Consider the following 25,239-nt stretch of genomic DNA (forward strand, 5'->3'; position numbering starts at 1 on the left):
GGCGCCGCACACCGCATGAGCGCATCCCCCCACACCGATGCGTCCACCGGCCGGGACCGCGACCCGGCCCGGCAGCCGCACCCCCCGGTCGCCGCGGTGCCCCACCAGAGCGCCCCCCGCGCCGAGCCGCCCGGCGCCCTCCCGTCGGCCGCCGAGCCGCTGGACCACCCCGACCCGGCCACCGCCGCGGACGCCGCCGCAGTGGAGAACCTCCTGCGGTGCTGGGTCCGCGAGAACGGCGTCGAACGCCCCCACGGCGACACCCTCTACCTGCCGTTCAACGCCAGCGGCACCGCTCTCAGCGTGCCCGTGCGCTACTGGTCGGCCACCGGAGTGCACCGCTTCGGCCCCGTCACCCTCACCGGCGGCCCCGACGACGCCCAGCCCTTCGAAGCCGTCACCCTCGCCGCCCTGCTCGGCCGCGAAGCCGCCCACCGCGCCGCTCGCGCGGGAGACCCCCTCGACTGGAACGGGGCCGAACTCGTGGGCCGCGTCGCCGACTCGGTCCGCCGCACCACCGCCTTCCTCACCGACCGGCGCACCCACCCGGCCGACCCGGATGGCGGAGACCTCTTCCTCTACGGAGAGCAGTCCCTCCTCCTCGGCCACCCCCTGCACCCCACCCCCAAGAGCCGCGAGGGCCTCTCGGACGCCGAAACACGCGACTACTCCCCGGAGCTGCGCGGCCGCTTCCCCCTGCACTGGCTCGCCGTCCACCGCTCCGTACTGGCCTGCGACTCCGCCTGGACCGAGCGCGGCCGCGCCGTCGACGCCCCCACCCTGGCCGCCCGGATCGCCGGACCGGAGCTGCGGTTCCCCCCGGAGACCGTCCCCCTGCCGCTGCACCCCTGGCAGGCCCGCGACATCCGCCACCGCCCGGCCGTCACGGGGCTCTTCGAGGCCGGGCTGCTCCACGACCTCGGCCCCCACGGCGATCTCTGGTACCCCACCTCCTCCGTCCGCACCCTGCACCGCCCCGGCGCCCCCGCCATGCTCAAGCTCTCGCTGGGCCTGCGCATCACCAACTCCCGCCGGGAGAACCTCCGCAAGGAGCTGCACCGCGGCGTCGAAGTGCACCGGCTGCTGCGCAGCGGCCTCGCCGAGAGCTGGCGCGCGGCATGCCCCGGCGGCCTCGGCTTCGACATCGTGCGCGACCCCGCCTGGCTCGCCGTCGACGCCCCGGACGGCGCCCCGCTGCCCGGCCTCGACGTCATCGTCCGGCACAACCCCTTCGGCCCCGGCGACGATGCCGTGTGCCTCGCCGGGCTGGTCTCGCCGCGCCCCTGGCCGGGGCACGCGGCCCCCGGCGGGCACCCCGCCGTCCGCTCCCGCCTCGCCGATACCGTGGCCCGGCTCGCCCAGCGCACCGGGCGGCCGGCCGGCGCCGTCTCCGCGGAGTGGTTCCTGCGCTATCTCGAAGCGGTCGTCCGCCCCATGCTCTGGCTCGACGGCGAAGCGGGCATCGCCCTGGAGGCACACCAGCAGAACACGCTCGTCCTCCTGGACCAGGACGGCTGGCCGGTCGGCGGCCGCTACCGCGACAACCAGGGCTACTACTACCGCGAATCCCACCGCGCCGTCCTCGAACAGCGGCTCCCCGGCATCGGCAAGGAGAGCGACACCTTCGTCTCCGACGAGGTCGCCGACGAACGGTTCGCCTACTACCTCGGGATCAACAACATCCTCGGCCTGATCGGCGCCTTCGGTGCCCAGCGGCTGGCCGACGAGCAGATCCTGCTGGCGGCGCTGCGCCGCTTCCTCAAGGACGCCGCCTGCGGCCCCGCCCGCACCCGCTCCACGCTTCCTGGCCACCTGCTCGAAGCACCCACCCTGCGCTGCAAGGCGAACATGCTGACCCGGCTGCACGGCCTCGACGAACTCGCCGGGCCCGTCGATGGCCAGTCCGTATACGTCACCATCGGCAACCCTCTCGTCGCGTCGGCGGGGTGAGCGCGGATGCACGACGCTCCTACGGACATCAGCGCGGCAGCCGGTACGGACCCCGCCACGGAAGACACCGTCGAACTGCGGCTGACCGAAGAGCTCGTCGAGCTCACGGCCTGCGACCGTCCGGGCCCCCCGGCTCCGGCGCACCGCGGCCCCGGCCTCCTGAACGGACTGGGCGACTGGGGCCCCGTGGACACCGAAGCGGGCCCCTTCCGGCTCGTACCGGTGCGCATCGAGCGCGACGTGCGGCTGATCACCCAGTGGATGAACGATCCGGTGGTCGCCGCCTTCTGGGGGCTGGCCGGCCCCGAGACCGTCACCGCCGGCCATCTGCGTGCCCAGCTGGACGGGGACGGGCGCAGCGTCCCCTGCCTGGGCGTGCTCGCCGGAGTGCCCATGAGCTACTGGGAGGTCTACCGCGCGGATCTCGACCCCCTCGCCCGGCACTACCCGGCCCGGCCGCACGACACGGGGGTGCACCTCCTCGTCGGCAGGGTCGCCGACCGGGGGAGGGGGATCGGCACCCGGCTGCTGCGCACGGTGGCGGACATGATCTTCGACCACCGGCCGTCCTGCGGGCGCGTCGTCGCGGAGCCGGACCTGCGCAACACCCCCTCCGTCGCCGCCTTCCTCGGGGCGGGCTTCCGGCTGACCGGGGAGGTCGACCTGCCCGGCAAGCGCGTGGCGTTGATGATCCGCGACCGTGCCCTGCGTCCGGTCCTCTAGCGGCAGGGGCGGCGTGAGAGCCCGAAGAAAGCGCATCCCGCACGCGATGTCAGTGCCGCCCCGTAGGCTGGCCACGCTATGACTGCCTCCTCCAAGCCCTCCCTCCCCGACCTGCTGCACGCCGCCGTCACCGCCGTCGGGGGCGCCGAGCGTCCCGGCCAGGTCGCCATGGCCGAAGCCGTGGCCGACGCCATCGACACCGGCTCCCACCTGCTCGTACAGGCCGGCACCGGCACCGGCAAGTCGCTCGGCTATCTGGTGCCGGCCCTGGCGCACGGCGAGCGCGTCGTCGTCGCGACGGCCACGCTCGCGCTCCAGCGCCAGCTCGTCGAGCGCGATCTTCCGCGGACGGTGGATGCGCTACATCCGCAGCTGCGCCGCCGCCCGGAATTCGCCATGCTCAAGGGCCGGTCGAACTACCTGTGTCTGCACCGGCTCCACGAGGGAGTGCCCCAGGAAGAGGAGGAGGGGCTCTTCGATCCGTTCGAGGCGGCGGCGCCCTCCAGCAAGCTCGGCAAGGACCTGCTGCGGTTGCGCGACTGGGCGGACGAGACGGAGACCGGCGACCGTGACGATCTGACGCCGGGCGTCTCCGACCGCGCCTGGTCCCAGGTCTCCGTCACCTCGCGGGAGTGCCTGGGCGCCTCCAAGTGCGCGTACGGCGCGGAGTGCTTCGCCGAGGCGGCCCGCGAGCGCGCCAAGCTCGCCGAGGTCGTCGTCACCAACCACGCCCTGCTCGCCATCGACGCGATCGAGGGTGCCCCGGTGCTGCCGGGCCATGAGGTACTGATCGTCGACGAGGCCCATGAGCTGGTCTCCCGGGTCACCGGCGTCGCCACCGGAGAGCTCACCCCCGGCCAGGTCAACCGCGCCGTGCGGCGGGCCGCCAAGCTCGTCGACGAGAAGGCGGCGGACGCGCTGCAGACGGCGGCCGAGAGCTTCGAGCGCCTGATGGAGCTCGCCCTGCCGGGCCGCCTGGAGGAGATCCCCGAGGACCTGGGCTTCTGCCTGATGGCCCTGCGGGATGCTGCCCGTACGGTCATCACGGCGCTCGGCAACACCCGCGACAAGTCCGTCCAGGACGAGGACGCCGTCCGCAAGCAGGCCCTGGCCTCCGTGGAGAACATCCACGCGGTCGCCGAGCGCATCGTGGAGGGCTCGGAGTACGACGTCGTCTGGTACGAGCGGCACGACCGCTTCGGGGCGTCGCTGCGCGTGGCCCCGCTGTCGGTCTCGGGGCTACTGCGCGAGAAGCTCTTCAACGAGCGCTCGGTGGTCCTGACCTCGGCCACGCTCAAGCTGGGCGGCGATTTCAACGGCGTCGGGGCATCCCTGGGGCTCGCCCCCGAGGGCGTCGAGGGGGATGACGTCCCGCAGTGGAAGGGCGTGGACGTCGGCTCGCCCTTCGACTATCCGAAGCAGGGCATCCTCTACGTCGCCCAGCATCTGCAGCAGCCCGGCCGCGAGGGCAGCCGCACGGACATGCTGGACGAGCTGACCGAGCTGGTGGAGGCGGCCGGCGGCCGTACGCTCGGGCTGTTCTCCTCGATGCGGGCCGCGCAGGCGGCGGCCGAGGAGCTGCGCGGGCGGCTGGACGTGCCCATTCTGCTGCAGGGCGAGGAGACGCTCGGCGAGCTCATCCGGGCCTTCGCGGCAGATCCGCGGACCTGCCTGTTCGGCACTCTCTCCCTGTGGCAGGGCGTCGACGTGCCCGGGGCGAGCTGTCAGCTGGTGGTCATGGACCGGGTGCCCTTCCCGCGCCCCGACGACCCGCTGATGAGCGCCCGGCAGCGCGCCGTGGAGGAGGGGGGCGGCAATGGCTTCATGGCCGTCGCCGCCACGCACGCCGCGCTGCTGATGGCCCAGGGAGCGGGCCGTCTGGTGCGGGCCTCGGGGGACCGCGGCGTCGTCGCCGTCCTCGACCCGAGGCTGGCGAAGGCGCGCTACGGCTCCTTCCTCAGGGCTTCCATGCCGGATTTCTGGTACACCACGGACCGTAACCAGGCGCGACGCTCCCTGGCCGCGATCGACGCCCAGGCCAAGGCCGAGGGGCGGTAGGGCGCAGGGCAGGCGCAGCGGGCGGCAGGGCTGCACAAAGAAGAGCCCCGGAACCGGCGCAGTTGGTTCCGGGGCCCGGCCAGGGGCGTTCTCACACCCTGCGCAGCACCGCCACGACCTTGCCCAGAATGGTCGCCTCATCGCCGGGGATCGGCTGGTAGGAGGCGTTGTGCGGGAGCAGCCAGACATGGCCGTCCTCCCGCTTGAAGCGCTTGACCGTCGCCTCGCCGTCGAGCATCGCGGCCACGATGTCGCCGTTCTCCGCCACCGGCTGGCGGCGGACCGTGACCCAGTCGCCGTCGCAGATCGCGGCTTCGATCATGGAGTCACCGACGACTTTGAGAACGAACAGCTCGCCGTCGCCCACCAGTTGGCGGGGGAGAGGGAAGACGTCCTCCACGGACTCCTCGGCCAGGATCGGACCGCCGGCGGCGATCCGGCCGACCAGGGGCACGTAGGAGGCGGCGGGCTTGCCGGTGGTGTCCGTCGGCTGGGTGCTCGGCTGGTCGGAGCCGCGCACCTCGTAGGCGCGGGGCCGGTGCGGGTCCCGCCGGAGGAAGCCCTTGCGCTCGAGGGCCATCAGCTGATGAGCGACGGAAGAGGTGCTGGACAGCCCCACCGCCTGGCCGATCTCGCGCATGGACGGTGGGTAGCCGCGGCGCTGGACGGAGTCCCGGATGACCTCGATCACGCGGCGCTGCCGGTCGGTGAGACCGGAGCTGTCGGCACGGATTCCCGGTGGCCGTCCAGGGAGTGAGCGGGCCGGCTTCTGCCCCTCGGCGTTCATGGCTGCGTCATTCATCGGGTGTGCCTGGTCGAGTCGATTCTGGGAGCGGTCCTGGGCGGTGATGGTGGCGCTGTCTGCGGTGGTGGTCACGTCGGCCCCTCTCGAGATGGTCTCTCCCTGGCTGGACAACGGTAGTTGCTTTCGAAAGGTTGCGCCAAACACACGTTCGAGTGAAATATCGCGGAATGGCTGACGTGATCAGACCTGAGGGTGTACGGGCGGAGATCAATTCGCCCTATTACGGTACTCTTCAGGGCGAAGTCGAAGGCCTCGGAGTGCGCCACCGGCGGGTCGCGCCGTAGCCCGTTCGAGCCGCGCTCCGAGGAGCTCCCGGTCCGTGGTGGCGACGCCGGGCACGGCGTCCGGGGCGGGCCGCCGGGCCGCGTCCAGTGTGGCATCAGTGGCTCCAGGTAGGGCCTCCAGGGCCCCTCTGGTGGCTGCGTGCCAAGTCTGCGCGATCCGACACGCGATGGGCGTGGTTGGCCACCGAGTACCAGATCTAGTGGTTTGATGGCGGCGGCTACCCACAAGTTGTGGTCGGCGGCATCCCCCGGTCATTCGCAGGGGTCGTCATCGCCTATGCTGGGGGCTGCTTCGCGAGGGCCCCCAGGGTCCGCCGGAGCGCGAGATCGTGCACATCTTTATCGAGGGTGAAGGAGGGTGGAGAGCCATGCACTGCCCCTTCTGCAGGCACCCCGACAGCCGGGTCGTCGACAGCCGGACCACCGATGACGGCTGCTCGATCCGCAGGCGCCGCCAGTGCCCCGACTGCTCCCGCCGGTTCACCACCGTGGAGACGGCGTCACTGATGGTGATCAAGCGCAGCGGGGTCACCGAGCCCTTCAGCCGCGACAAGGTCATCTCGGGCGTGCGCAAGGCATGCCAGGGCCGTCCGGTCACCGAGGACGCCCTGGCCCAGCTCGGGCAGCGGGTCGAAGAGGCGGTGCGCGCCACGGGCAGCGCCGAGCTCTCCACGCATGACGTCGGGCTCGCCATACTCGGCCCGCTCAAGGACCTCGACCTCGTCGCGTATCTGCGGTTCGCGTCCGTGTACCAGGCCTTCGACTCGCTCGAGGACTTCGAGGTCGCCGTCGCGGAGCTGCGCGCGAGCGATCCCGGCGCTTCCGGCACCCCCCGCGGCGGCGCTCCGACCGACACCGACGGCCGCGCCGGGGATGCCGAAGTCCCCGCGCCCGCCGTCGCCGCCGACTGAGCGGCGACACCACAGACCTGCCCGGCGTGCTCGGCGTGCCCGGGTGACAGACACACACCGCGCCACGGAAGAATTAGGCGTATTAGGGCGTTTTGCCCGTAGAGGGAGGCGGCATGACAGAGACGACGAGCGGCCCGGCACGAGGTTCCCGCTCCAAGGGAAACAAGGGCGGCAAGGGTCTGCGCATCGAGCGCATCCACACGACTCCCGGAGTGCACCCCTACGACGAGGTGGTCTGGGAGCGTCGTGACGTCGTCATGACCAACTGGCGCGACGGCTCGATCAACTTCGAGCAGCGTGGCGTCGAGTTCCCCGACTTCTGGTCGGTGAACGCGGTCAACATCGTCACCAGCAAGTACTTCCGTGGTGCGACCGGTTCCCCCGAGCGCGAGTCCAGCCTCCGCCAGCTGATCGACCGCGTCGTGCTGACCTACCGCAAGGCCGGTGAGGAGCACGGCTACTTCGCCTCCCCGGCGGACGCCGAGATCTTCGAGCACGAGCTGACCTACGCCCTGCTGCACCAGGTCTTCAGCTTCAACTCGCCGGTCTGGTTCAACGTCGGCACCAAGCAGCCGCAGCAGGTCTCCGCCTGCTTCATCCTCTCCGTCGACGACTCCATGGAGTCGATCCTCGACTGGTACAAGGAAGAGGGGATGATCTTCAAGGGCGGCTCCGGTGCCGGCCTGAACCTCTCCCGCATCCGCTCCTCCAAGGAGCTGCTCTCCTCCGGAGGCAACGCCTCCGGCCCCGTCTCCTTCATGCGAGGCGCCGACGCCTCCGCCGGAACGATCAAGTCCGGTGGCGCCACCCGCCGTGCGGCCAAGATGGTCGTCCTCGACGTCGACCACCCCGACGTCGAGGCCTTCATCGAGACCAAGGTGAAGGAGGAGGAGAAGGTCCGCGCCCTGCGCGACGCCGGGTTCGACATGGACCTGGGCGGCGAGGACATCACCTCCGTCCAGTACCAGAACGCCAACAACTCCGTCCGCGTCAACGACGAGTTCATGAAGGCCGTCGAGACCGGCTCGAAGTTCGGGCTGCGCGCCCGGATGACCGGTGAGGTCATCGAGGAGATCGACGCCAAGGGCCTGTTCCGCAAGATGGCCGAGGCGGCCTGGGCCTGCGCCGACCCGGGCATCCAGTACGACGACACGATCAACCACTGGCACACCTCGCCGGAGACGGGCCGGATCACCGCGTCCAACCCGTGCAGCGAGTACATGCACCTGGACAACTCCTCGTGCAACCTCGCCTCCCTCAACCTCATGAAGTTCCTCCGCGACGACGACCGTGGCAACCAGTCGTTCGACGCCGAGCGCTTCGCCAAGGTCGTCGAGCTGGTCATCACCGCGATGGACATCTCCATCTGCTTCGCCGACTTCCCGACCGAGAAGATCGGCGAGACCACCCGCGCCTTCCGCCAGCTGGGCATCGGCTACGCCAACCTCGGCGCCCTGCTCATGGCCACCGGTCACGCCTACGACAGCGACGGCGGCCGCGCCCTGGCCGGTGCCGTCACCTCGCTGATGACCGGCACCTCCTACAAGCGCTCCGCCGAGCTGGCCGCGGTCGTCGGCCCGTACGACGGCTACGCCCGCAACGCCGACGCCCACAAGCGCGTCATGAAGCAGCACGCCGACGCCAACACCGTCGCCAAGCGCATGGACGACCTGGACACCCCGGTGTGGGCCGCGGCCACCGAGGCCTGGCAGGACGTCCTCCGCCTCGGCGAGAAGAACGGCTTCCGCAACGCCCAGGCGTCGGTGCTGGCCCCCACGGGCACCATCGGCCTGATGATGGACTGCGACACCACGGGCGTCGAGCCGGACCTGGCCCTGGTCAAGTTCAAGAAGCTCGTCGGCGGCGGGTCGATGCAGATCGTGAACAACACGGTCCCCAAGGCCCTCAAGCGCCTCGGCTACCAGCCGGAGCAGATCGAGGCGATCGTCGATCACATCGCCGAGCACGGCAATGTGATCGACGCCCCCGGCCTGAAGCCCGCGCACTACGAGGTCTTCGACTGCGCCATGGGCGATCGCGCGATCTCCGCCATGGGCCACGTGCGCATGATGGCCGCCGCGCAGCCGTTCCTGTCCGGTGCGATCTCCAAGACCGTGAACCTGCCCGAGTCGGCCACCGTCGAGGAGGTCGAGGAGGTCTACTTCGAGGGCTGGAAGCTCGGCCTCAAGGCGCTCGCGATCTACCGCGACAACTGCAAGGTCGGCCAGCCGCTCTCCGCGAAGAAGAAGGAAGCGGCCAAGGTCGAGGCCCCCGCGGCGACGGAGAAGGTCGTCGAGTACCGCCCGGTCCGCAAGCGCCTGCCCAAGGGCCGCCCGGGGATCACCACCTCCTTCACGGTCGGCGGTGCCGAGGGCTACATGACCGCCAACTCCTACCCGGACGACGGTCTGGGCGAGGTCTTCCTGAAGATGTCCAAGCAGGGCTCGACCCTCGCGGGCATGATGGACGCCTTCTCGATCGCCGTCTCGGTCGGCCTGCAGTACGGCGTGCCGCTGGAGACGTACGTCTCGAAGTTCACCAACATGCGCTTCGAGCCCGCGGGCATGACGGACGACCCGGACGTGCGGATGGCGCAGTCGATCGTCGACTACATCTTCCGCCGCCTGGCGCTGGACTTCCTGCCGTTCGAGACCCGCTCGGCCCTCGGCATCCACTCCGCCGAGGAGCGCCAGCGTCACCTGGACACCGGCTCCTACGAGGCGGCCGACGAGGACGTCGACGTCGAGGGTCTGGCGCAGTCCGCCCCGCGCCACGTCGCGGCCCCCAAGCCCGACGTCCCCGCGCAGCCCGCGGCCGCCCCGGCCCCGAAGCAGGCGCACAACTCCACCGAGCTGGTGGAGATGCAGCTGGGCCTGAACGCGGACGCCCCGCTCTGCTTCTCCTGCGGCACGAAGATGCGCCGCGCGGGCAGCTGCTACCTGTGCGAGGGCTGCGGCTCGACCAGCGGCTGCAGCTGATCGACGCATGACCGATGGGGGACCCGGCTCGGCCGGGTCCCCCATCGGCGCGTCTGCCCGGCGGCGGCATTGGAATACTGGTGGGGTATGCAGGCAAGAACGGGAGCGGGGGCTGCAATGACGGGTGGCACATGGGGCGGCGGGGAATTGGACCTGGCCGCCTATCTCGAACGCATCGGTGTCCGGGGGGAGGTCCGGCCGGACCTGGCGACGCTGCGGGCGGTGCACCGCGGCCACGTGGCCGCCTTCCCCTTCGAGAACCTGGAGGTCCTGCTCGGCCGGCCGGTGCTGCTGGAGATCAAGTCCCTGCAGGACAAAATGGTGGCGCAGTCCCGCGGCGGCTACTGCTACGAGCAGAACCTGCTGCTGGCCGCCGCCCTTGAACGCATCGGCTTCTCCTTCAGCGGCCTGGGCGCCCGCGTCCGGATGGGCAGCGACGTCATGCGTCCCGTCACGCACATGGCCCTGAAGGTGGAGGCCGACGGCGCCCAGTGGCTGTGCGACGTGGGCTTCGGCGGCGAGGGGCTCTTGGAGCCGCTGCCCCTGGAGGACGGCGTCCGCGTACGCCAAGGAGACTGGACGTTTGGAATCGAGGTCGAGCAGAAGGACGTACGCGTCCTGCGCTCGCTCCATAAGGACGGCTGGTTCGACCTCTACGCCTTCGGCCCGGAAGACCGTTTCCCGGTCGACTACACGGTGATGAACCACTACATCTCCACACACCCGCGCTCACCGTTCGTCTCACGCGTGGTCGTCCAGCGCACCCATCCGACGGAACGCAGGACGCTGGTGGGCTCGGTGCTGTCCTGTGTGCGCGCCGACGGCTCGTCGGACGAACGGGAACTCGGCATAGCGGAGTTGGCGCATGTGCTTTCCGGGGAGTTCGGCATCACGCTCGATGACGCCGACACCGAGACCCTCGCCCGGGTGTACTCCTCCGGTACGTGATGCGCGCCACTGCCGGAGCCTTACGATGGCTCGGTGCTGGTCAAGTGGATTCGCTGCACCGTGGTGGACCGCCGCGGTTTTGAACGCGGGCAGCGAAAATGGGCGGGATTGCTCGGCGAACCGGGTTTCCGGGGACAGGGAGGTGGCTGGAGCAGGGCGCGTCCGGATGTGGTGCACCTCTTCGGTTTCTGGGAGAGCCGGGCATTTTACGACTCCTTCATGGCGCGGTCGCACGACAGGCTGGCGACCGCGCAGGCCGGCACCTTCAAGGACGTCCAGGTGCGGCTCTTCGAGCACCGCTTCGACGTCAAAGTGGGCTTCCGGCCGCAGTTCTCCGATGCCGACGTGGTGCGTTTCGCGCACTGCCGGGTCCGCGAGGACCGGGTCGAGCACTTCACGCTCATGCAGGAGAAGGTGTGGAATCCGGCCATGGCCGGCTCTCCCGGAATGCTGCGCGGCGTCTTCGGCGAGGCACCCGGGCAGGAGTTCCTGGTGTTGTCGATGTGGGATTCCGAGGCAGAACACGGCAAGTACCGCGTCGAGCGGATCGAGCGGCTTGCACTGCGGGCGCAGACGGAGGCCGACGTCGCCGCGATCAACGGCGACGTCGTCGAGATAGAGCCTGCGTGGACGGTGTGAGCACGGGTGTCGGGCAGCCGCCTGCTCGGCGCGCGATCTAGGGTGGCGGCATGTCACGGCCCCGGCGCATCGTCCTCCTCCGGCACGGAGAGTCGGAGGGCAACATCGACGACACGGTCTACGAGCGCGAGCCCGACCACGCCCTGAGCCTCACGGCGACCGGCCGGAAACAGGCCGAGCAGGCGGGCGTCACACTGCGCGAGCTCTTCGGGGACGAACGGGTCTCCGCCTATGTCTCGCCCTACCGCCGGGCGCACCAGACCTTCCAGGCCCTCGGGCTCGACCCGCGCCTGGTCCGCGTCCGCGAGGAGCCCCGGCTGCGCGAGCAGGACTGGGGGAACTGGCAGGACCGCGACGACGTGCGTCGCCAGAAGGCGTACCGGGACGCCTACGGCCACTTCTTCTACCGCTTCGCCCAGGGTGAGTCCGGAGCCGACGTCTACGACCGCGTGGGGGCCTTCCTGGAGAGCCTGTGGCGCAGCTTCGAGGACCCCGACCACCCGCCGAACGTCCTGATCGTCACCCACGGCCTGACCATGCGGCTGTTCTGCATGCGCTGGCTGCACTGGACCGTCGCCGAGTTCGAATGCCTGTCCAACCCCGGGAACGCCGAGAGCCGCATGCTCCTGCTGGGTCCCGACGGCAGGTATCACCTTGACCGGCCGTTCGAGCGCTGGTGCACACCCGAGTCGTACGGCTTCACCGGTTAGAGTTCGCTGCGATGAGCGCTGAACGATTCCATCGAGCCCTGGCGAGCCTGCGAGGGCTGGCCGTGGGCGACGCCCTCGGCTCCCAGTTCTTCGTACCCGTCAACTATCCCTCTCTCAAGCGGCGACAGCTGCCGCCCGGCCCCTGGCAGTGGACCGACGACACCGAGATGGCCTGCTCCGTGCTGGCCGTCCTCGCCGCGCACGGCCGGATCGACCAGGACGCACTCGCCCGGTCCTTCGCCGAGCACCACGACTTCGACCGTGGATACGGCCCGGCCGTCAACCGGATGCTGCGCCTGATCAGGGAGGGCGGCGACTGGCGTGAACTGGCCGCGGCGCTCTTCCAGGGCCAGGGCTCCTGGGGCAACGGCGCGGCCATGCGGATCGCGCCGCTGGGCGCCTGGTACGCCGACGACCCGGAGCAGGCGACGCACCAGGCGGAGATCTCGGCCTACACCACCCACCAGCACCGCGAGGCCGTCGCGGGGGCCATGGGGGTGGCCGCCGCGGCGGCCATCGCCGCGGGGCCGGGGGCGGCCGGCCCGGAGGAACTGCTGGACGGTGTGATCGCGCTCGTGCCGCGCAGCGCGGTGCAGGCGGGGCTGCGGCGCGCCCGGGACATGCTCGACTACGGAGATGCGACCACGGTGGCCGCCGTGCTCGGCTGCGGCCGCCGCACCAGCGCCCATGACACCGTGCCGTTCGCGCTGTGGGCCGCTGCCCGCCACCTCGGCTCGTACGAGGAGGCGTTCTGGACGACGGCCCAGGCCGGCGGTGACGTGGACACCACCTCGGCGATCGCCGGAGGGGTGGTCGCCGCGGCGGAGCGAGGTGCTCCGCCCACGGCCTGGCTGGAGCACACCGAGGCGCTTCCCGACTGGCTGCCGGACGGCCCGCGCTGAGGTTGGACAGTCGAACGGGGGCGGGGCGGGACAGCTCGGCGCCGGGGGCGTAACCTTACTGTCGCCATGCCCTACGAACCGCCTACCCACAGTGTCGAGCGCTCCCTCCGAGCGACGACAGGAGCCAAGATCGTCGCCGGTGTGGACGAGGTCGGCCGGGGCGCCTGGGCGGGACCCGTCACTGTGTGTGCGGCCGTCACCGGACTGCGCCGCCCGCCCGAGGGGCTCACCGACTCCAAGCTCCTGACGCTCAAGCGGCGCACCGCGCTCGCCGGGCAGCTGGAGTCCTGGGTCACCGCCTACGCCCTCGGTCACTCCTCCCCGCAGGAGATCGACGAGCTGGGGATGACAGCGGCTCTGCGGCTGGCCGCGACCCGTGCGCTGGACGGGCTGCCGGTCCGGCCGGACGCGGTGATCCTCGACGGCAAGCACGACTACCTCGGCGACCCCTGGCAGGTCCGTACGGTCATCAAGGGCGACATCTCCTGTGTGGCCGTCGCCGCTGCCTCCGTGATCGCCAAGGTCCGGCGGGACGCGATGATGGCCGAACTGGGCGTGGACCACGCCGACTTCGGGTTCTGCGACAACGCGGGCTACCCTTCGCCGGTCCACAAGGCGGCCCTGGAAAGGCTGGGGCCCACCCCGCATCACAGGCTGTCCTGGGCCTATCTGGACGGGCTGCCGCAGTGGCAGCATTTGAAGAGGGCCCGCATCACCCCCGAGAACATGGCGTTGGAGGCCGGTGGCCAGCTCGGCTTCGACTTCTGACTGGCCCGAAACGCCACCCGCCGACGCGACTCGCACCGGCGTTTGATAAATATCAACTCATGCCTCTCATCCCCGAGGAGCCTCAGATTCACGAGAGTGTCCCGGGTCCTCGCGCAGCTGCGGCCTCCGGCCACACCGCGCCGACCCCTCGTCCTGTCCCTGGCCCCCGCCCCGCACCGATGCGGCCCGGCAGCCCGGCTTCCCGCCGTGGTCCGGTCCCGGCCCCGCCCCAGCGCACCGCGCGCGAGACGGTGCCCGATGCTCCGGCAGCGGCCACCACGCAGATCCAGCTGATACCCGCCTCCGCACAGGGGGCGCTCGACGCCGCGGACGAGGCCGTCGACCTGCTGCTCGACAGCGGCCGGGCGCCCGGCGACGTCCTGGTGCTCACCACCGGCGACCCGCACCCCTGGGCGGCGCACGAGCTGTCCTTCGGCGAGGCGTCCTACTGGGCGCAGCACGACGCCGGAGACGACGTCTTCTACGCGGCGGCCGACGCGGACCGCGTCTCGGCCCGCCCGGTCGTGGTCGTCGCCGTCAACGGCGGTGCCGATGCGGTGGTGGCCGGCGCGCTGCCCAAGGCGATGGCGCGTGCCGGTGCCCTGCTGATCGTCTGCGGTGACCCGCAGCGGGTCAACGGTCTGCTCTCCGCGGGCGTCTGACGGGCGAACCGGGTGGCCGGCCGCTCCTGCCGGAACTGCGTCGGCCGCCTCGTACGCCTCACCGTGCCGCCGTGTGGCGGTGTGCTTCCGGTGCCCCGCCTCCGGCGCCGATCGGGGCGACCGGGTGGGTGGGGGACCGCGGCTGACGGCCGCTGCGTGCCTCGCCCAGGATCTGCCAGCCCGCGCCCGTCAAGATGATGTACGCGCCGCAGCGCAGTCCGTGCAGGACGCAGGCGTCGCGCAGCGCCCACATCCAGGCGCCGTCCTCCTCGGTCCAATGGGCCTCGCCCTGGCGGCAGTAGAGCAGGACGGCCGTGCGGACCGGGGTGCGTCTGCGCAGGTCGTGCGGGATGACCCGGCGTAACTGGGCCAGCAGTGCGTTGCGCAGCTCCCAGCCGTCGGGGGCCGCCGCCGCGCTGCGCTGGACGAAGGAGGCGCTGGCCGTGAGGCGTTCGTCCGGACCCAGCACGGCGACCACGGCCGTGGACGGGGTCGGCAGGTGCCGGGCGTGCAGGCCGGTGACGACCTCGCGCGGGTTGCGCAGTAAGGGCACGCCCACTGCGGCCCATTCGGCCGGCTCGAGCAGCCTGCCCAGGTGGGAAGCGGAGTTGGCGGACGGAGGCGGAGCCAAGCCGAAGGCCATGATTCTCCCTTCGTCTGCACGCCCGCGAGCCGGGCGGGAGGGACAGGCAGGGGGCGCACACCGCGAAGGCAAGGCCGGACAGGCCTCGTAAGGGCGGGGAGCGTGGGAGCCGGTCCAATTCTCGCGGCCCCACGGGCCGTGCGGCAACGATCAATTGGCGCCACTGACCGGTATCTGGCGGTCCGCCGTCCAAATTCCCTTTCGCCGACGACGGTGCCGAGGGTGACGTCGGCGCCGATGTCGAGGCGCTGATGTCGAGTGCCGGCGCCGCTGCCGCCTGCTCTGTCCCGGCAGGCTATCCCTGCACGGCGAGGACCAGGGGGAACACCTCCTTCGCCCCGGAGCGGCGCAGCAGGCGTGCCGCGACGGCCAGCGTCCAGCCGGTGTCGGTCAGATCGTCGACGAGCAGCACCGGGCCGCTCTCCTGGGCGGCCAGGGCTTCGGCGAGTGCGGGCGGCACGGTCAGCGCGCCCTCCAGCGCGCGCAGGCGCTGGGCGCTGTTGGTGCGCGGCAGGCGCGTATCGGCTTCCCCGTCCCGGTACGCGACCGTGCCGAGCAGCGGCATCCGGCCGATGGCGGCGATGCGCTCGCCGAGCGAGGTGATCAATTGAGGCCGGGTCCGGGAGGCGAGGGTGACGACCCCCACCGGCCGGGCGGGGGCGTCGGGTGCCCCGGATGCCCAACCGCCGGGCCCGCGGGCCCAGTCGGCGAGGACGGTCACCACGGCATCCGCCACATCATCCGGAACCGGGCCGTCCGGCGCCTGGGGTGTGAGCAACGGCCGCAGTCGATTGCCCCAGCCGATGTCCGAGAGCCGCCCCAGCGCCCGCCCGGAGGCGGCCTGCTCGCCCGCGGGGATACGGCCCTTGAGGTCAACGCCGACTGCTGGCATCCCCGTTGGCCACATGCGGCGCGGCTCGACCTCGACTCCCGGGCGTCCGAGCTCTCCTCTGGACGCGTTCAAGGCCCCGTCCGACACTTCGGCGGTGAAGCGGGCCTCCGAGCAGTTGTCGCACCGGCCGCAGGGCGCGGCCTGCTCGTCGTCCAACTGTCGTCGCAGGAACTCCATCCGGCACTCGGACGTCGTGGCGTACTCCCGCATGGCCTGCTGTTCGGCCTCGCGCTGGCGCGCCACCCAGGCGTAGCGCTCGGCGTCGTACGCCCACGGCTCGCCGGTCGCGGTCCAGCCGCCGCGGACCCGGTGCACGGCGCCGTCCACGTCGAGCACCTTGAGCATGGTCTCCAGGCGGGAGCGCCGAAGCTCCACCTGCGGCTCGAGGGCGGGCAGGGAGAGCGGGCGGTCCGCGGCGGCCAGCACGTCGAGCGTGCGGCGGACCTGGTCCTCCGGGGGGAAGGCCAGCGAGGCGAAGTACTTCCAGATCGCCTCGTCCTCGCGGCCGGGGAGCAGCAGCACTTCGGCGTGCCGCACGCCGCGGCCCGCGCGGCCCACCTGCTGGTAGTAGGCGATGGGGGAGGAGGGGGAGCCGAGGTGGACCACGAAGCCGAGGTCGGGTTTGTCGAAGCCCATGCCCAGCGCCGAGGTGGCCACCAGCGCCTTGACGCGGTTGGCCAGCAGGTCTTCCTCCGCCTGCTGGCGGTCGGCGTTCTCCGTCTTGCCGGTGTAGGAGGCGACGGTGTGCCCGCTGCGGCGCAGGAACGCCGTCACTTCCTCGGCGGCGGCCACGGTCAGGGTGTAGATGATGCCGGAGCCCGGCAGCTCGTCGAGGTGGTCGGCGAGCCAGGCCAGCCGGTGGGCGGCGTCCGGGAGGTGCAGGACGCTCAGGCTGAGGCTCTCCCGGTCCAGCGGCCCGCGCAGGACCAGCGCCTCGTGGGTTCCCTCGCCCGTCCCCAACTGCTCCGCGACGTCGGCGGTGACGCGGGCGTTGGCGGTGGCGGTCGTCGCGAGCACGGGCACGCCCGGCGGCAGGTCGGCCAGCATGGTGCGCAGCCGCCGGTAGTCGGGCCGGAAGTCGTGGCCCCAGTCGGAAATGCAGTGCGCCTCATCGACGACCAGCAGTCCGGTGGCGGCGGCGAGCTTGGGCAGGACCTGATCGCGGAAGTCGGGGTTGTTGAGCCGCTCGGGGCTCACCAGCAGCACGTCCACCTCGCCCGCGGCGACCTCGGCCTGCACCGTCTCCCACTCCTCGGTGTTGGAGGAGTTGATCGTGCGCGCGTGAATGCCCGCCCGCGCGGCCGCCTCGACCTGGTTGCGCATGAGGGCGAGCAGGGGGGAGACGATCACGGTCGGGCCGGCGCCGCGCTCGCGCAGCAGCGAGGTCGCGACGAAATACACCGCCGATTTGCCCCAGCCGGTGCGCTGCACCACCAGCGCGCGGCGGCGGTCGGCGACGAGGGCTTCGATCGCGCGCCACTGGTCCTCGCGCAGTCTCGCCGCGCCGGTGGGGTCGCCGACGAGGCGTGCGAGGACGGTGTCCGCCGAGGCGCGGAGGGCATCGTTGGTCATGCCCCCATGCAACACGACGGCACTGACAAAGCGCGAACGCGGTCGCAAGCCTGTGGATAACGTTGTCCACAGGTTTCGTCGGATGAGATGACCGGGTTATCCACAGGCCTGGCGGAGGTCGACGGCTGCGCGGGACTCTCGGGCCATGACCGAGCGCAACGAACCAGCCCGCCCGTCCGCCTCGTCCGCCGCGTGGGAATCGAGGCCGGACACGCAGATCACCCTCCGCAGCCCGGCCGAACTGGCCGACGCACTGCCCTTCCTGATGGGCTTTCACCCGAACGACAGCATTGTGATGCTGGCCTTGCACGGCGAGCGCGGCCGCTTCGGCGGGCGGCTGCGCCTGGGCATCCCGGCGAATCGCGAGGAGTGGCCGGACGTGAGCAAGCAGCTCGCTGAAACCCTCATCGCGGTGGGAGGCAAGCACCACATCCGGCCCGACGGCGTCGTCCTCTTCCTGTGCCAGGACCCCGCGCAGGGAGAGGACGGTCAGGAGATCATGGAGCGGCTCCGCCCGCTCGCCCAGGCCCTGCGCCTGGCCTGCGGCGGGCTCGACGTGCCCGTGTACGAGGCCCTGTGCATCTCCGACGGCCGGTTCTGGTCCTACTGCTGCCCCGACGCCCGCTGCTGCCCGCCCGAAGGGGCGCCCCTGGTCCTGCCCGGGACCTCGGTGATGGCCGCGGCGGCCGCCTACGCGGGCATCCAGGTCCGCGGCTCGCTCCGGGACATGGAGGCCAGGTTCGCTCCGCTCGCCGGTGCCCGCGCCGGTGAACAGGAGGTGGCGCTGGACGCCGCGGCGGCCGACCTCGTCCCGCGCATCCTCGGCGGCATCGACTGCGAGACCGTGCGCCAGGAGACGCTCGATCTCCTCGGGCTGGTGGTGGAGCGTTTCCGCCAGGCCCCCGCGCTCGCCCGGCGCACGGAAGCCGACGACCGGGACGACGCCCTCCTCACCTGCGACGAATCGGCCGCGATCATCCTCGGCCTGCAGGACCGCACCACCCGCGATTTCGCCGCCGAGTGGATGGAGGGCCCCAAGGCCCCGGCGGTGCTGCGCGTGTGGCGCGCCCTGGCCCGGCGCTGCGTGTCCTCCTACAGCGAGTACGCGGCCGCCCCCTTGACCCTCGCCGGCTGGGTCGCGTGGTCCCTCGGCGACCACCCCGAGGCCAGGGTCGCCCTCAGCCTGGCCCTCGCCCGCGACCCGGACTACCTCTTCGCCCAGCTCCTGCACCGCGCCTGCAACGACGGCATGGACCCCGAGCTGCTGCGCCGCTGCCTGCGCCGCGAGCGGGCCGGGCGCGCCGTGCACGCCGCCGCGCTCGCCGAGGCGGACCGTGCCACGGCCGCGGACCGCACCCGGGAAGCCTCGGAGAACGCAAAGGCGGCGCCGCGCACGGGCCGTCGGCGCAGGGCCGCCTCCGCCACCGTGACAGCGTCCGCCGGTGCCCCCGACGCCCCCGACGCCAAGAGCCGGCCGTGGGCGAGCCCGCTGTCGGCCGTCCCCGGCGACGCGGGCTCCGGCGCGTCGGGCGGCGTACGGCGCCCGACCGGGCCTGCCGGGGCGAAAAGCCCCGCCGGGAAGGCGCGCACGCGACGGCGCGCGGGGCAGCGCGGGGCGCCCGAACGGCAGTGACCGCCGCACCGGATGGGCCACCGTGACCTCCGCGGGTCCGGTGCCGTTCACCTGAGTGGCCCGCAATCGTCGCCCGCCGCCCCGGTCCGTGACCCTCACAGGGAGTGCAGACACGTGCAAGGCACCGTCCCCACCGTTCCCCTCGGTCATCCGCCGCGCCGCCAGGCACCGTCGCAGCGGGGCGCCACCGCCCGCTCGCACGGTCCGCAGGCCGTGCACGAGGCGCTGATCTGCGTCGCGTTGCCCGCACTGGCCATCTCCGGCGAGCACGGTCAGCTGACGGGACACGGGCTCGACGGGTTCTACCGGGGCGGCAGGCGGCTGCTGGCCCGTTGCCGGGTAAGGGTCGGTGGGGCGGAGCCGCTGCCGGTGCAGGGGCGGATGCTCGCGGCCGACCGGGCCCGCTTCGTCGGCACGGTGCGCACCACTGGTGACGCCGGCCCCGACCCGGCCGTCACCGTCGAGCGGCTGCGGGACGCGGAGGGCATCGAGCGGATCACGTTGCGCAGCGCGGCGGCCCAGGAGATGCGGCTGGGCGTCGAAGTCTCCTTGGGCACCGACCTCGCCGAGCTCGGCGCCGTGGCGGCGGGGATGGCCGGGCCCGAGATCCCGCCCGGCGTCCACGCCTCGGGGCTGCGGTGGGCGGCGCCGGGGGTGCAGGCGGTCGTCACCGCCGACCCGCCGCCCGGAGACGTCCTGGCCTCGGCCGGACTGCTCGGCTGGGAGATACGACTGCCGCCGGGCGGCACCCGCAGCATCGAGCTCCGGGTCCGGATGGAAGTGCCCGGTGGCCCGCGGCCCGCCGAGACCGTCGCTCCACGCGGCCGGGGCGGCACCATGCCGTGGGGCGAGGCCGAGGCCGACGGAGACGACCCCAGGGCTGCCGCACTGCTGGCGGCCGCACTCGACGACCTGAGGGCCCTGCTGGTGCGCGACCCCCTGCACCCCGGCGACGTCCACCTCGCCGCCGGCATCCCCTGGCGCTGCGGACGGCTCGCTCCCGCCGAGGCGCTGTGGGCCGCCCGTATGACACTCCCCCTGGGCGTCCGGCTGGCCGCCGGGACCCTGCGGACCCTCGCCCGTACCCAGCTGTCCGGCCCCGGGGCCGACAACGGCCGCATTGCGGGAGCGCTGCGCCACGCCGGCCCGCATCTGCCACCCGGCTGCACGGGGGTCGAAGCGACGCTGTTGTTCCCCGTCGTGCTCGCCGAGGCACGCAGGTGGGGCCTCCCCGACCAGGAGGTCCGGCCGCTGTTGCCGGCCGCCGAGCGGTGCCTGGCCTGGCTGCGCCACGCCGTGGGCGACGGCAAATACCTCGCGGACCCGCCGCCGGGCGGCCCCTACCGGTGCGAGACGCAGGCTCACGCCCACCGGGCTGCGCTGCTCGGAGCGGATCTGCTGGAGGCGTACGGGCGTCCCGGCGCGGAGGCCTGGCGCGAATGGGCGACCGCGCTGCGCCGCCGGTTTCGGGAGGACTTCTGGGCCGACGATCTCGGCGGCGGCCGCCCCCTCGCCGCGCGCACTGCCGACGGCCGGGGGATACCTCTGCTGGGGTGCGCCGCCGCGCACCTGCTCGACACCGGTCTCCTCGGCGGTGGCGAGTACGCCCCCGGGCTGCTCGACAAGGTACAGACCGAACAACTGGCCCGGCTGTTCGGCGGGCCGGCCCTCGACTCGGGCTGGGGGCTGCGCAGCCTCGGTGCGAAGGAGCCCGGATACAACCCCTTCGGGCACCGCAGCGGGGCGGTACGCATTCACGAGACGGCCGTGGCCGTGGCGGGGCTCGCCGCAGCGGGATACGAAAACGAGGCGGGGGCCCTGCTGCGGGGGGTGCTCGACGCGGCCGGGGCCTTCGGCTACCGGCTGCCGGAGATGTACGCGGGGGAGCAGCGCTCGGCCAAAGGCGCACCCCTGCCGCACCCCGCGGCCTGCAGGCCCGCCGCGGTCGCCGGTGCGGGCGCCGTCCAGCTGCTCACGGCGCTCGCCGGGGTGCGCCCCGACGTCCCGGCGGGAAGCGTCGCCATCAGGCCGCCCCGCACCGCGCCCCTGGGCGCGTTGCGGTTCACCGGGCTGCGCGTCGCCGAGCAGCCGTTCGCGGTGCGGATCAGCAGGCTCGGCCTCGGCATGGTCGAGGAGGCCGCGGACGGCCTGCAACTGGGAGTGTGAGAACGATGCGCGCCGGACTGTCCGAAGAACCGCTCGTGGGCGGCGACGGGGGAACGCGCTCGTCCGGTGCACCCCAAGGCGCCGTGGCGAGCAGTGCCCAAGACCCTGTTTATCGTCAAGCAGACGACTATGATCGCCCCATGCCCTACGACCCGTCGGCCTTCCCGCCCTTCGCCGTCACCGTCGACCTGGTCGTGCTCACGGTCCGGCGGCACGCCCTGTGCGCTCTGGCCGTCCGCCGCGGTGAGCCTCCTTACCAGGGCCGCTGGGCGCTGCCGGGCGGATTCGTCCGGGGGGACGAGGATCTGGCGACGGCGGCCGCGCGCGAGCTGGCCGAGGAGACGGGGCTGCTCGCCCACGACCCGGCGGGCCCGTCCATCGCCAACGCCGCTCACCTCGAACAGCTCGCCACCTACGGCGATCCCCAGCGCGACCCCCGGATGCGCGTGGTCAGCGTTGCGCACCTCGCGCTCGCGCCCGACCTGCCGGCCCCGCGCCCCGGCGGCGACGCGCGCAGCGTGCGCTGGGCGCCCGTCGAGGACCTGCTGGACCAGGAGTCGGGGTACGGCCGCGACGGCGAACAGGCCGCGCCGCTCGCCTTCGACCATGCGCGCATCCTGGCCGACGGAGTCGAGCGCGCCCGCTCCAAGATCGAATACTCCTCGCTGGCCACCGCGTTCTGCCCGCAGGAGTTCACCGTGGGCGAGCTGCGCCGGGTGTACGAGGCGGTGTGGGGCGTCGCCCTGGATCCGCGGAACTTCCACCGCAAGGTCACCGGCACCCCGGGCTTCCTGGTGCCCACGGGCGGGACGACGACACGCCAGGGCGGCCGCCCGGCGCAGCTTTTCCGGGCGGGCGGGGCCACCCTGCTCAACCCGCCCATGCTGCGGCCCGAGGCGTAGCGGAGGACCGCCCGCGAGACTGAACGGCCCAGCGTGCGAGGGCGGTCGGGGGTCATGGCGGTGACACGCGGGCGCCACATGCCCACGTTGCGTAGCAAATAGGACATATCGGGTTACGGTGCTGGGGTTCGTCTCCGTCGTCCCGCGAGGGCAGCCCATGATCCAGGCCATCGGACTGACCAGCGTCCCCCGCCGCAACCAGCCCCCCGCCGTCGACGACCTCACCTTCGAGGCCGGTCCCGGGCACGTCACCGCACTGCTCGGCGAGCCCGGCGCGGGCAAGACCGCCGCCCTGCGTCTGATGCTGCGACTCGACCGAGGGCGCGGCATCGCGCTCTTCGGCGGCCGCCCCCTGGACCGCATCCCCCACCCCACCCGCGAGATCGGCACCCTGCTCGGCGACGTGCCCGGCCACCCCGCGCGCAGCGCCCGGGGCCACCTGCGCATGCTCTGCGCCGCCGCAGGCGTCCCCGCCGAGCGGGTCGACGAGGTACTCGACGTCGTGGGGCTCACCGGCCTGGCCGACCAGCGCGTCGGCGACTTCTCGCTCGGCATGGACCGCCGCCTCGGTCTGGCGTCGGCCCTGCTCGGCGACCCCCACACGCTCGTGCTCGACGAGCCCGCCAAGGGCCTCTCGCCACGCGAGGCGGCCTGGCTGCACGGGCTGCTGCGGGGTTTCGCGGCCCAGGGCGGCACCGTCCTCGTCACCTCCTCCGGGGCGCTCGAAGCGGCCCGCATCGCCGACCGGGTCGTCACCATCGACCGCGGCCGCCTCATCGCGGACCAGGACGCCGCCGCCTTCGCCGGATGCCGCCTGCGACCCCGCGTCGCCGTCCGCTCCCCGCACGCCGGCCGCCTCGCCCACCTCCTCACCGCCGAGGCCGACCCGGTGGGCCTCTCGCCCGGCGGCGCCCCGGTCGAAGTGGTCCACGAAGGCGGCAGCCGGATCTCCGTCTACAACAGCAGCTGCGCCGCCGTCGGAGAGCTCGCCTACCGCCACGGCATCCTCGTGCACCGGCTGACGGAGGAGGCCGCCGACACCGGCCCCGTCACGCCGCTCGAGCGCGCCGACGGACGCTATGCCGACGCCGCGGACGGCGGGCCCGAAGCGCACCCCGACCTCGCGCCGGCCGCCATCGAGGGCCTCGACGGCTCGTACGCATCGTCCGCCGTCCAGCCACGGCTGCCCGCGCCGAACCCCGTCTGGCCGTTGCTCTACGAACTGCGGCGCGCGGCGGGCGTGCGGACGGGCTGGATCGTGGGGGCGGTGGCTCTGGCGCTCTCCGTGCTGACCTCCGTGGTCCTCGCCCGCACCGGCGACTCCACGGCGGTGCGCCTGCTGACCGGGTGGCCGCTGCTGCTGCCGCTTCCCCCGGCCGCCTTCGCCGCGGGGCTGATCGGGGCGCTCTCCTTCGGCCAGGAGTTCCGCTACCCGGCGCTCGCGCCCGACGTCGGATCCGTCCCGCGCCGCCTCGGCCTGCTGGGCGCCAAACTCGTCGTCAGTGCCGCGGCCGCCCTGCTCCTGGCCGTCGCCTCGGTCTGCCTGAACGGGACCGTCCTGCACCTGCTCTTCGGCGAGTCCGTCCTGCTCTTCCCCGCAGGCTGGCCCGGCACGCTCGCGGGCTGGGCCGGGCTCACGCTGGGGTGCGCCTGGGCCGGACTTCTGGCCGCGGGACTGTTCCGCTCCACGGCCCTCGGGCTGGTGGCGGTCATGGTCGTGCCGACCGTTGTCGTCCCACTGCTGGGCAGCGCGCTGTCCCAGCCGGCCGCCCGGTCGCTGATCGGTCTGCCCCAGCGGCTGCGTTCCGCCGCGCTGGTGCAGTGGCCCTCGGGCCTGGACCGAGGTGTCTCGGCCGCCCTGCGGCTGATGTCGCAGCCGGTCGGCTGGGCGCTGGCCCTGTCGCTTGCGGTGCTCCTCGGGGCGTACGTCCTGACCGTCTTCCGTGGCCGACCACGGTGAGAGCTGTGCTATTACGTCACGGCGGACGGGCGTCGACTCAGAGTGACAATCACTCCGGCAGGAGCGGAGAAGTCGACCCGCCGTAGTCACTCTCCGTAGGTGGCCACCCTTGGATCATGTCCGATATGTCCGATAGAGCGTCAATTATGAGGTAATGGGCGATCACCCTTTCGTGTGCTTTTCACCAAAGACCTCAAGGGCTCTGAACGGGTCGCCGACAAAGGAAGCGTGAGTACCCTTGCGCACACCATGATGACCGCGGCTCGCCCCGCCGACTCCGGCCTCACAGGCCCGGGCGAGCTTGACCGTTACTCCTACGCGGAGACCCCCGGGGTCGACCGCGGAGCCTCGCCCGCATGGGACGGGGACGCGGAGCTCAGCCGGGCAGGCCGCCGCGCCGCCGGCAGCCGTGGCCGAGGGCTGCACGGCCAGCTCGTCCAGCAGCTGGGCCAGATGATCGTCTCGGGGGATCTGGGCGCCGACCGCCCGCTGGTTCCCGAGGAGATCGGGCAGCGCTTCGAGGTCTCCCGCACCGTCGTCCGCGAATCCCTGCGCGTCCTGGAGGCCAAGGGCCTGGTCAGCGCCCGGCCCAACGTCGGCACGCGAGTCCGCCCCGTCAGCGACTGGAACCTCCTCGACCCGGACATCATCGAATGGCGGGCCTTCGGCCCACAGCGGGACGATCAGCGCCGCGAGCTGTGCGAGCTGCGCTGGACCATCGAGCCGCTGGCCGCCCGGCTCGCCGCCGGCCACGGCCGCGAGGACGTCCAGCAGCGCCTCGCCGACATGGCCGAGATCATGGGCCACGCGCTGGCTCAGGGTGACTCCCTCACCTTCACCCGCGCCGACGCCGAGTTCCACTCGCTGCTGCTGCAGGTCGCGGGCAACCGCATGCTGGAGCACCTCTCGGGGATCGTCTCCGCCGCCTTGCACGTCTCCGGGGCGTCCGCCGGCGGCTGCGACCGCCCCACGGAAGCGGGGGTCGGGCTCCATCTGCGGATCGTCGACGCGGTGGCGTCGGGAGACCCGGGCGGTGCCGAGGCCGCCATGCGCCAACTGCTCGTCGCCCGCCCGACGGAGGTCGACCTCCCCGCGCCGCGCGAGCACTGACCGCGGGACCGGGAGCGGACGGG

General features: G+C 72.6%; 19 protein-coding genes. 16 read left to right on the forward strand and 3 right to left on the reverse strand.

The window, feature by feature from the left end; genetic code table 11:
• Window positions 1–15 precede the first annotated feature (15 nt).
• From FHS39_RS23915 to FHS39_RS23925, 3 genes are all read left to right on the forward strand, one after another.
• Entirely contained in the window at window positions 16–1,950 is a 1,935-nt protein-coding gene (locus FHS39_RS23915) for an IucA/IucC family protein (protein ID WP_184351564.1), read from the forward strand.
• A 6-nt stretch (window positions 1,951–1,956) separates the two neighbouring features.
• Window positions 1,957–2,673 carry a GNAT family N-acetyltransferase gene (locus tag FHS39_RS23920; protein ID WP_184351566.1) on the forward strand — a complete coding sequence of 239 codons (717 nt, stop codon included), beginning with the start codon at window positions 1,957–1,959 and terminating at the stop codon, window positions 2,671–2,673.
• A 78-nt stretch (window positions 2,674–2,751) separates the two neighbouring features.
• On the forward strand, window positions 2,752–4,731 hold the full coding sequence (locus tag FHS39_RS23925; protein WP_184351567.1) for an ATP-dependent DNA helicase: 1,980 nt from the start codon (window positions 2,752–2,754) through the stop codon (window positions 4,729–4,731).
• Between the two features lie 91 nt (window positions 4,732–4,822).
• Here the strand turns inward: FHS39_RS23925 and lexA are convergent, their stop codons facing one another.
• Entirely contained in the window at window positions 4,823–5,608 is a 786-nt protein-coding gene (lexA, locus tag FHS39_RS23930; RefSeq protein ID WP_184351568.1) for a transcriptional repressor LexA, read from the reverse strand.
• Between the two features lie 580 nt (window positions 5,609–6,188).
• On the opposite strand from lexA, the gene nrdR reads away from it, so the two are divergent.
• The 8 genes from nrdR (at window position 6,189) to FHS39_RS23970 (ending at window position 14,338) form a co-directional block, all read left to right on the forward strand.
• The gene (gene nrdR, locus FHS39_RS23935; protein WP_184351570.1) at window positions 6,189–6,731 is read left to right on the forward strand and encodes a transcriptional regulator NrdR; all 543 of its coding nucleotides are present in this window, start codon (window positions 6,189–6,191) and stop codon (window positions 6,729–6,731) included.
• A 113-nt stretch (window positions 6,732–6,844) separates the two neighbouring features.
• Window positions 6,845–9,709, forward strand: a complete 2,865-nt coding sequence (locus tag FHS39_RS23940) for a vitamin B12-dependent ribonucleotide reductase (RefSeq protein ID WP_184351572.1) — start codon at window positions 6,845–6,847, stop codon at window positions 9,707–9,709.
• A 117-nt stretch (window positions 9,710–9,826) separates the two neighbouring features.
• Window positions 9,827–10,657 carry an arylamine N-acetyltransferase family protein gene (locus FHS39_RS23945; RefSeq protein WP_184351574.1) on the forward strand — a complete coding sequence of 277 codons (831 nt, stop codon included), beginning with the start codon at window positions 9,827–9,829 and terminating at the stop codon, window positions 10,655–10,657.
• Window positions 10,658–10,690: 33 nt separating this feature from the next.
• Entirely contained in the window at window positions 10,691–11,296 is a 606-nt protein-coding gene (locus FHS39_RS23950; protein WP_184351575.1) for a DUF4937 domain-containing protein, read from the forward strand.
• A gap of 50 nt (window positions 11,297–11,346) precedes the next feature.
• The gene (locus tag FHS39_RS23955) at window positions 11,347–12,006 is read left to right on the forward strand and encodes a histidine phosphatase family protein (RefSeq protein WP_184351576.1); all 660 of its coding nucleotides are present in this window, start codon (window positions 11,347–11,349) and stop codon (window positions 12,004–12,006) included.
• An 11-nt stretch (window positions 12,007–12,017) separates the two neighbouring features.
• The gene (locus FHS39_RS23960) at window positions 12,018–12,908 is read left to right on the forward strand and encodes an ADP-ribosylglycohydrolase family protein (RefSeq protein WP_184351578.1); all 891 of its coding nucleotides are present in this window, start codon (window positions 12,018–12,020) and stop codon (window positions 12,906–12,908) included.
• 66 nt (window positions 12,909–12,974) lie between these two features.
• Window positions 12,975–13,676, forward strand: coding sequence for a ribonuclease HII (locus tag FHS39_RS23965; protein WP_184351579.1), 702 nt, complete (start codon window positions 12,975–12,977; stop codon window positions 13,674–13,676).
• 59 nt (window positions 13,677–13,735) lie between these two features.
• On the forward strand, window positions 13,736–14,338 hold the full coding sequence (locus FHS39_RS23970; RefSeq protein WP_184351580.1) for a hypothetical protein: 603 nt from the start codon (window positions 13,736–13,738) through the stop codon (window positions 14,336–14,338).
• A gap of 58 nt (window positions 14,339–14,396) precedes the next feature.
• Here FHS39_RS23970 and FHS39_RS23975 read toward each other — a convergent pair whose 3' ends face one another.
• A complete protein-coding gene (locus tag FHS39_RS23975; RefSeq protein ID WP_184351581.1) occupies window positions 14,397–14,981 on the reverse strand; it encodes a hypothetical protein in 585 nt (194 codons plus the stop codon).
• Window positions 14,982–15,276: 295 nt separating this feature from the next.
• Window positions 15,277–17,445 carry a RecQ family ATP-dependent DNA helicase gene (locus tag FHS39_RS23980; protein WP_184351583.1) on the reverse strand — a complete coding sequence of 723 codons (2,169 nt, stop codon included), beginning with the start codon at window positions 17,443–17,445 and terminating at the stop codon, window positions 15,277–15,279.
• 145 nt (window positions 17,446–17,590) lie between these two features.
• Between FHS39_RS23980 and FHS39_RS23985 the strand changes: the two genes are divergently transcribed.
• From FHS39_RS23985 to FHS39_RS24005, 5 genes are all read left to right on the forward strand, one after another.
• A complete protein-coding gene (locus FHS39_RS23985; protein ID WP_184351584.1) occupies window positions 17,591–19,078 on the forward strand; it encodes a DUF4192 domain-containing protein in 1,488 nt (495 codons plus the stop codon).
• Between the two features lie 114 nt (window positions 19,079–19,192).
• Entirely contained in the window at window positions 19,193–21,244 is a 2,052-nt protein-coding gene (locus tag FHS39_RS23990) for a glycogen debranching N-terminal domain-containing protein (protein WP_425507812.1), read from the forward strand.
• Between the two features lie 140 nt (window positions 21,245–21,384).
• A complete protein-coding gene (locus tag FHS39_RS23995) occupies window positions 21,385–22,146 on the forward strand; it encodes an NUDIX hydrolase (protein ID WP_184351588.1) in 762 nt (253 codons plus the stop codon).
• Between the two features lie 157 nt (window positions 22,147–22,303).
• Window positions 22,304–24,106, forward strand: a complete 1,803-nt coding sequence (locus FHS39_RS24000) for an ATP-binding cassette domain-containing protein (RefSeq protein ID WP_184351589.1) — start codon at window positions 22,304–22,306, stop codon at window positions 24,104–24,106.
• Window positions 24,107–24,280: 174 nt separating this feature from the next.
• Complete coding sequence (locus tag FHS39_RS24005; protein ID WP_343069718.1) at window positions 24,281–25,216, forward strand: FadR/GntR family transcriptional regulator; 936 nt, start codon at window positions 24,281–24,283, stop codon at window positions 25,214–25,216.
• The last annotated feature ends 23 nt before the right edge of the window (window positions 25,217–25,239 follow it).

This window comes from Streptomyces olivoverticillatus, from assembly GCF_014203555.1.
GTDB classification, from domain to species: Bacteria; Actinomycetota; Actinomycetes; order Streptomycetales; family Streptomycetaceae; genus Streptomyces; species Streptomyces olivoverticillatus.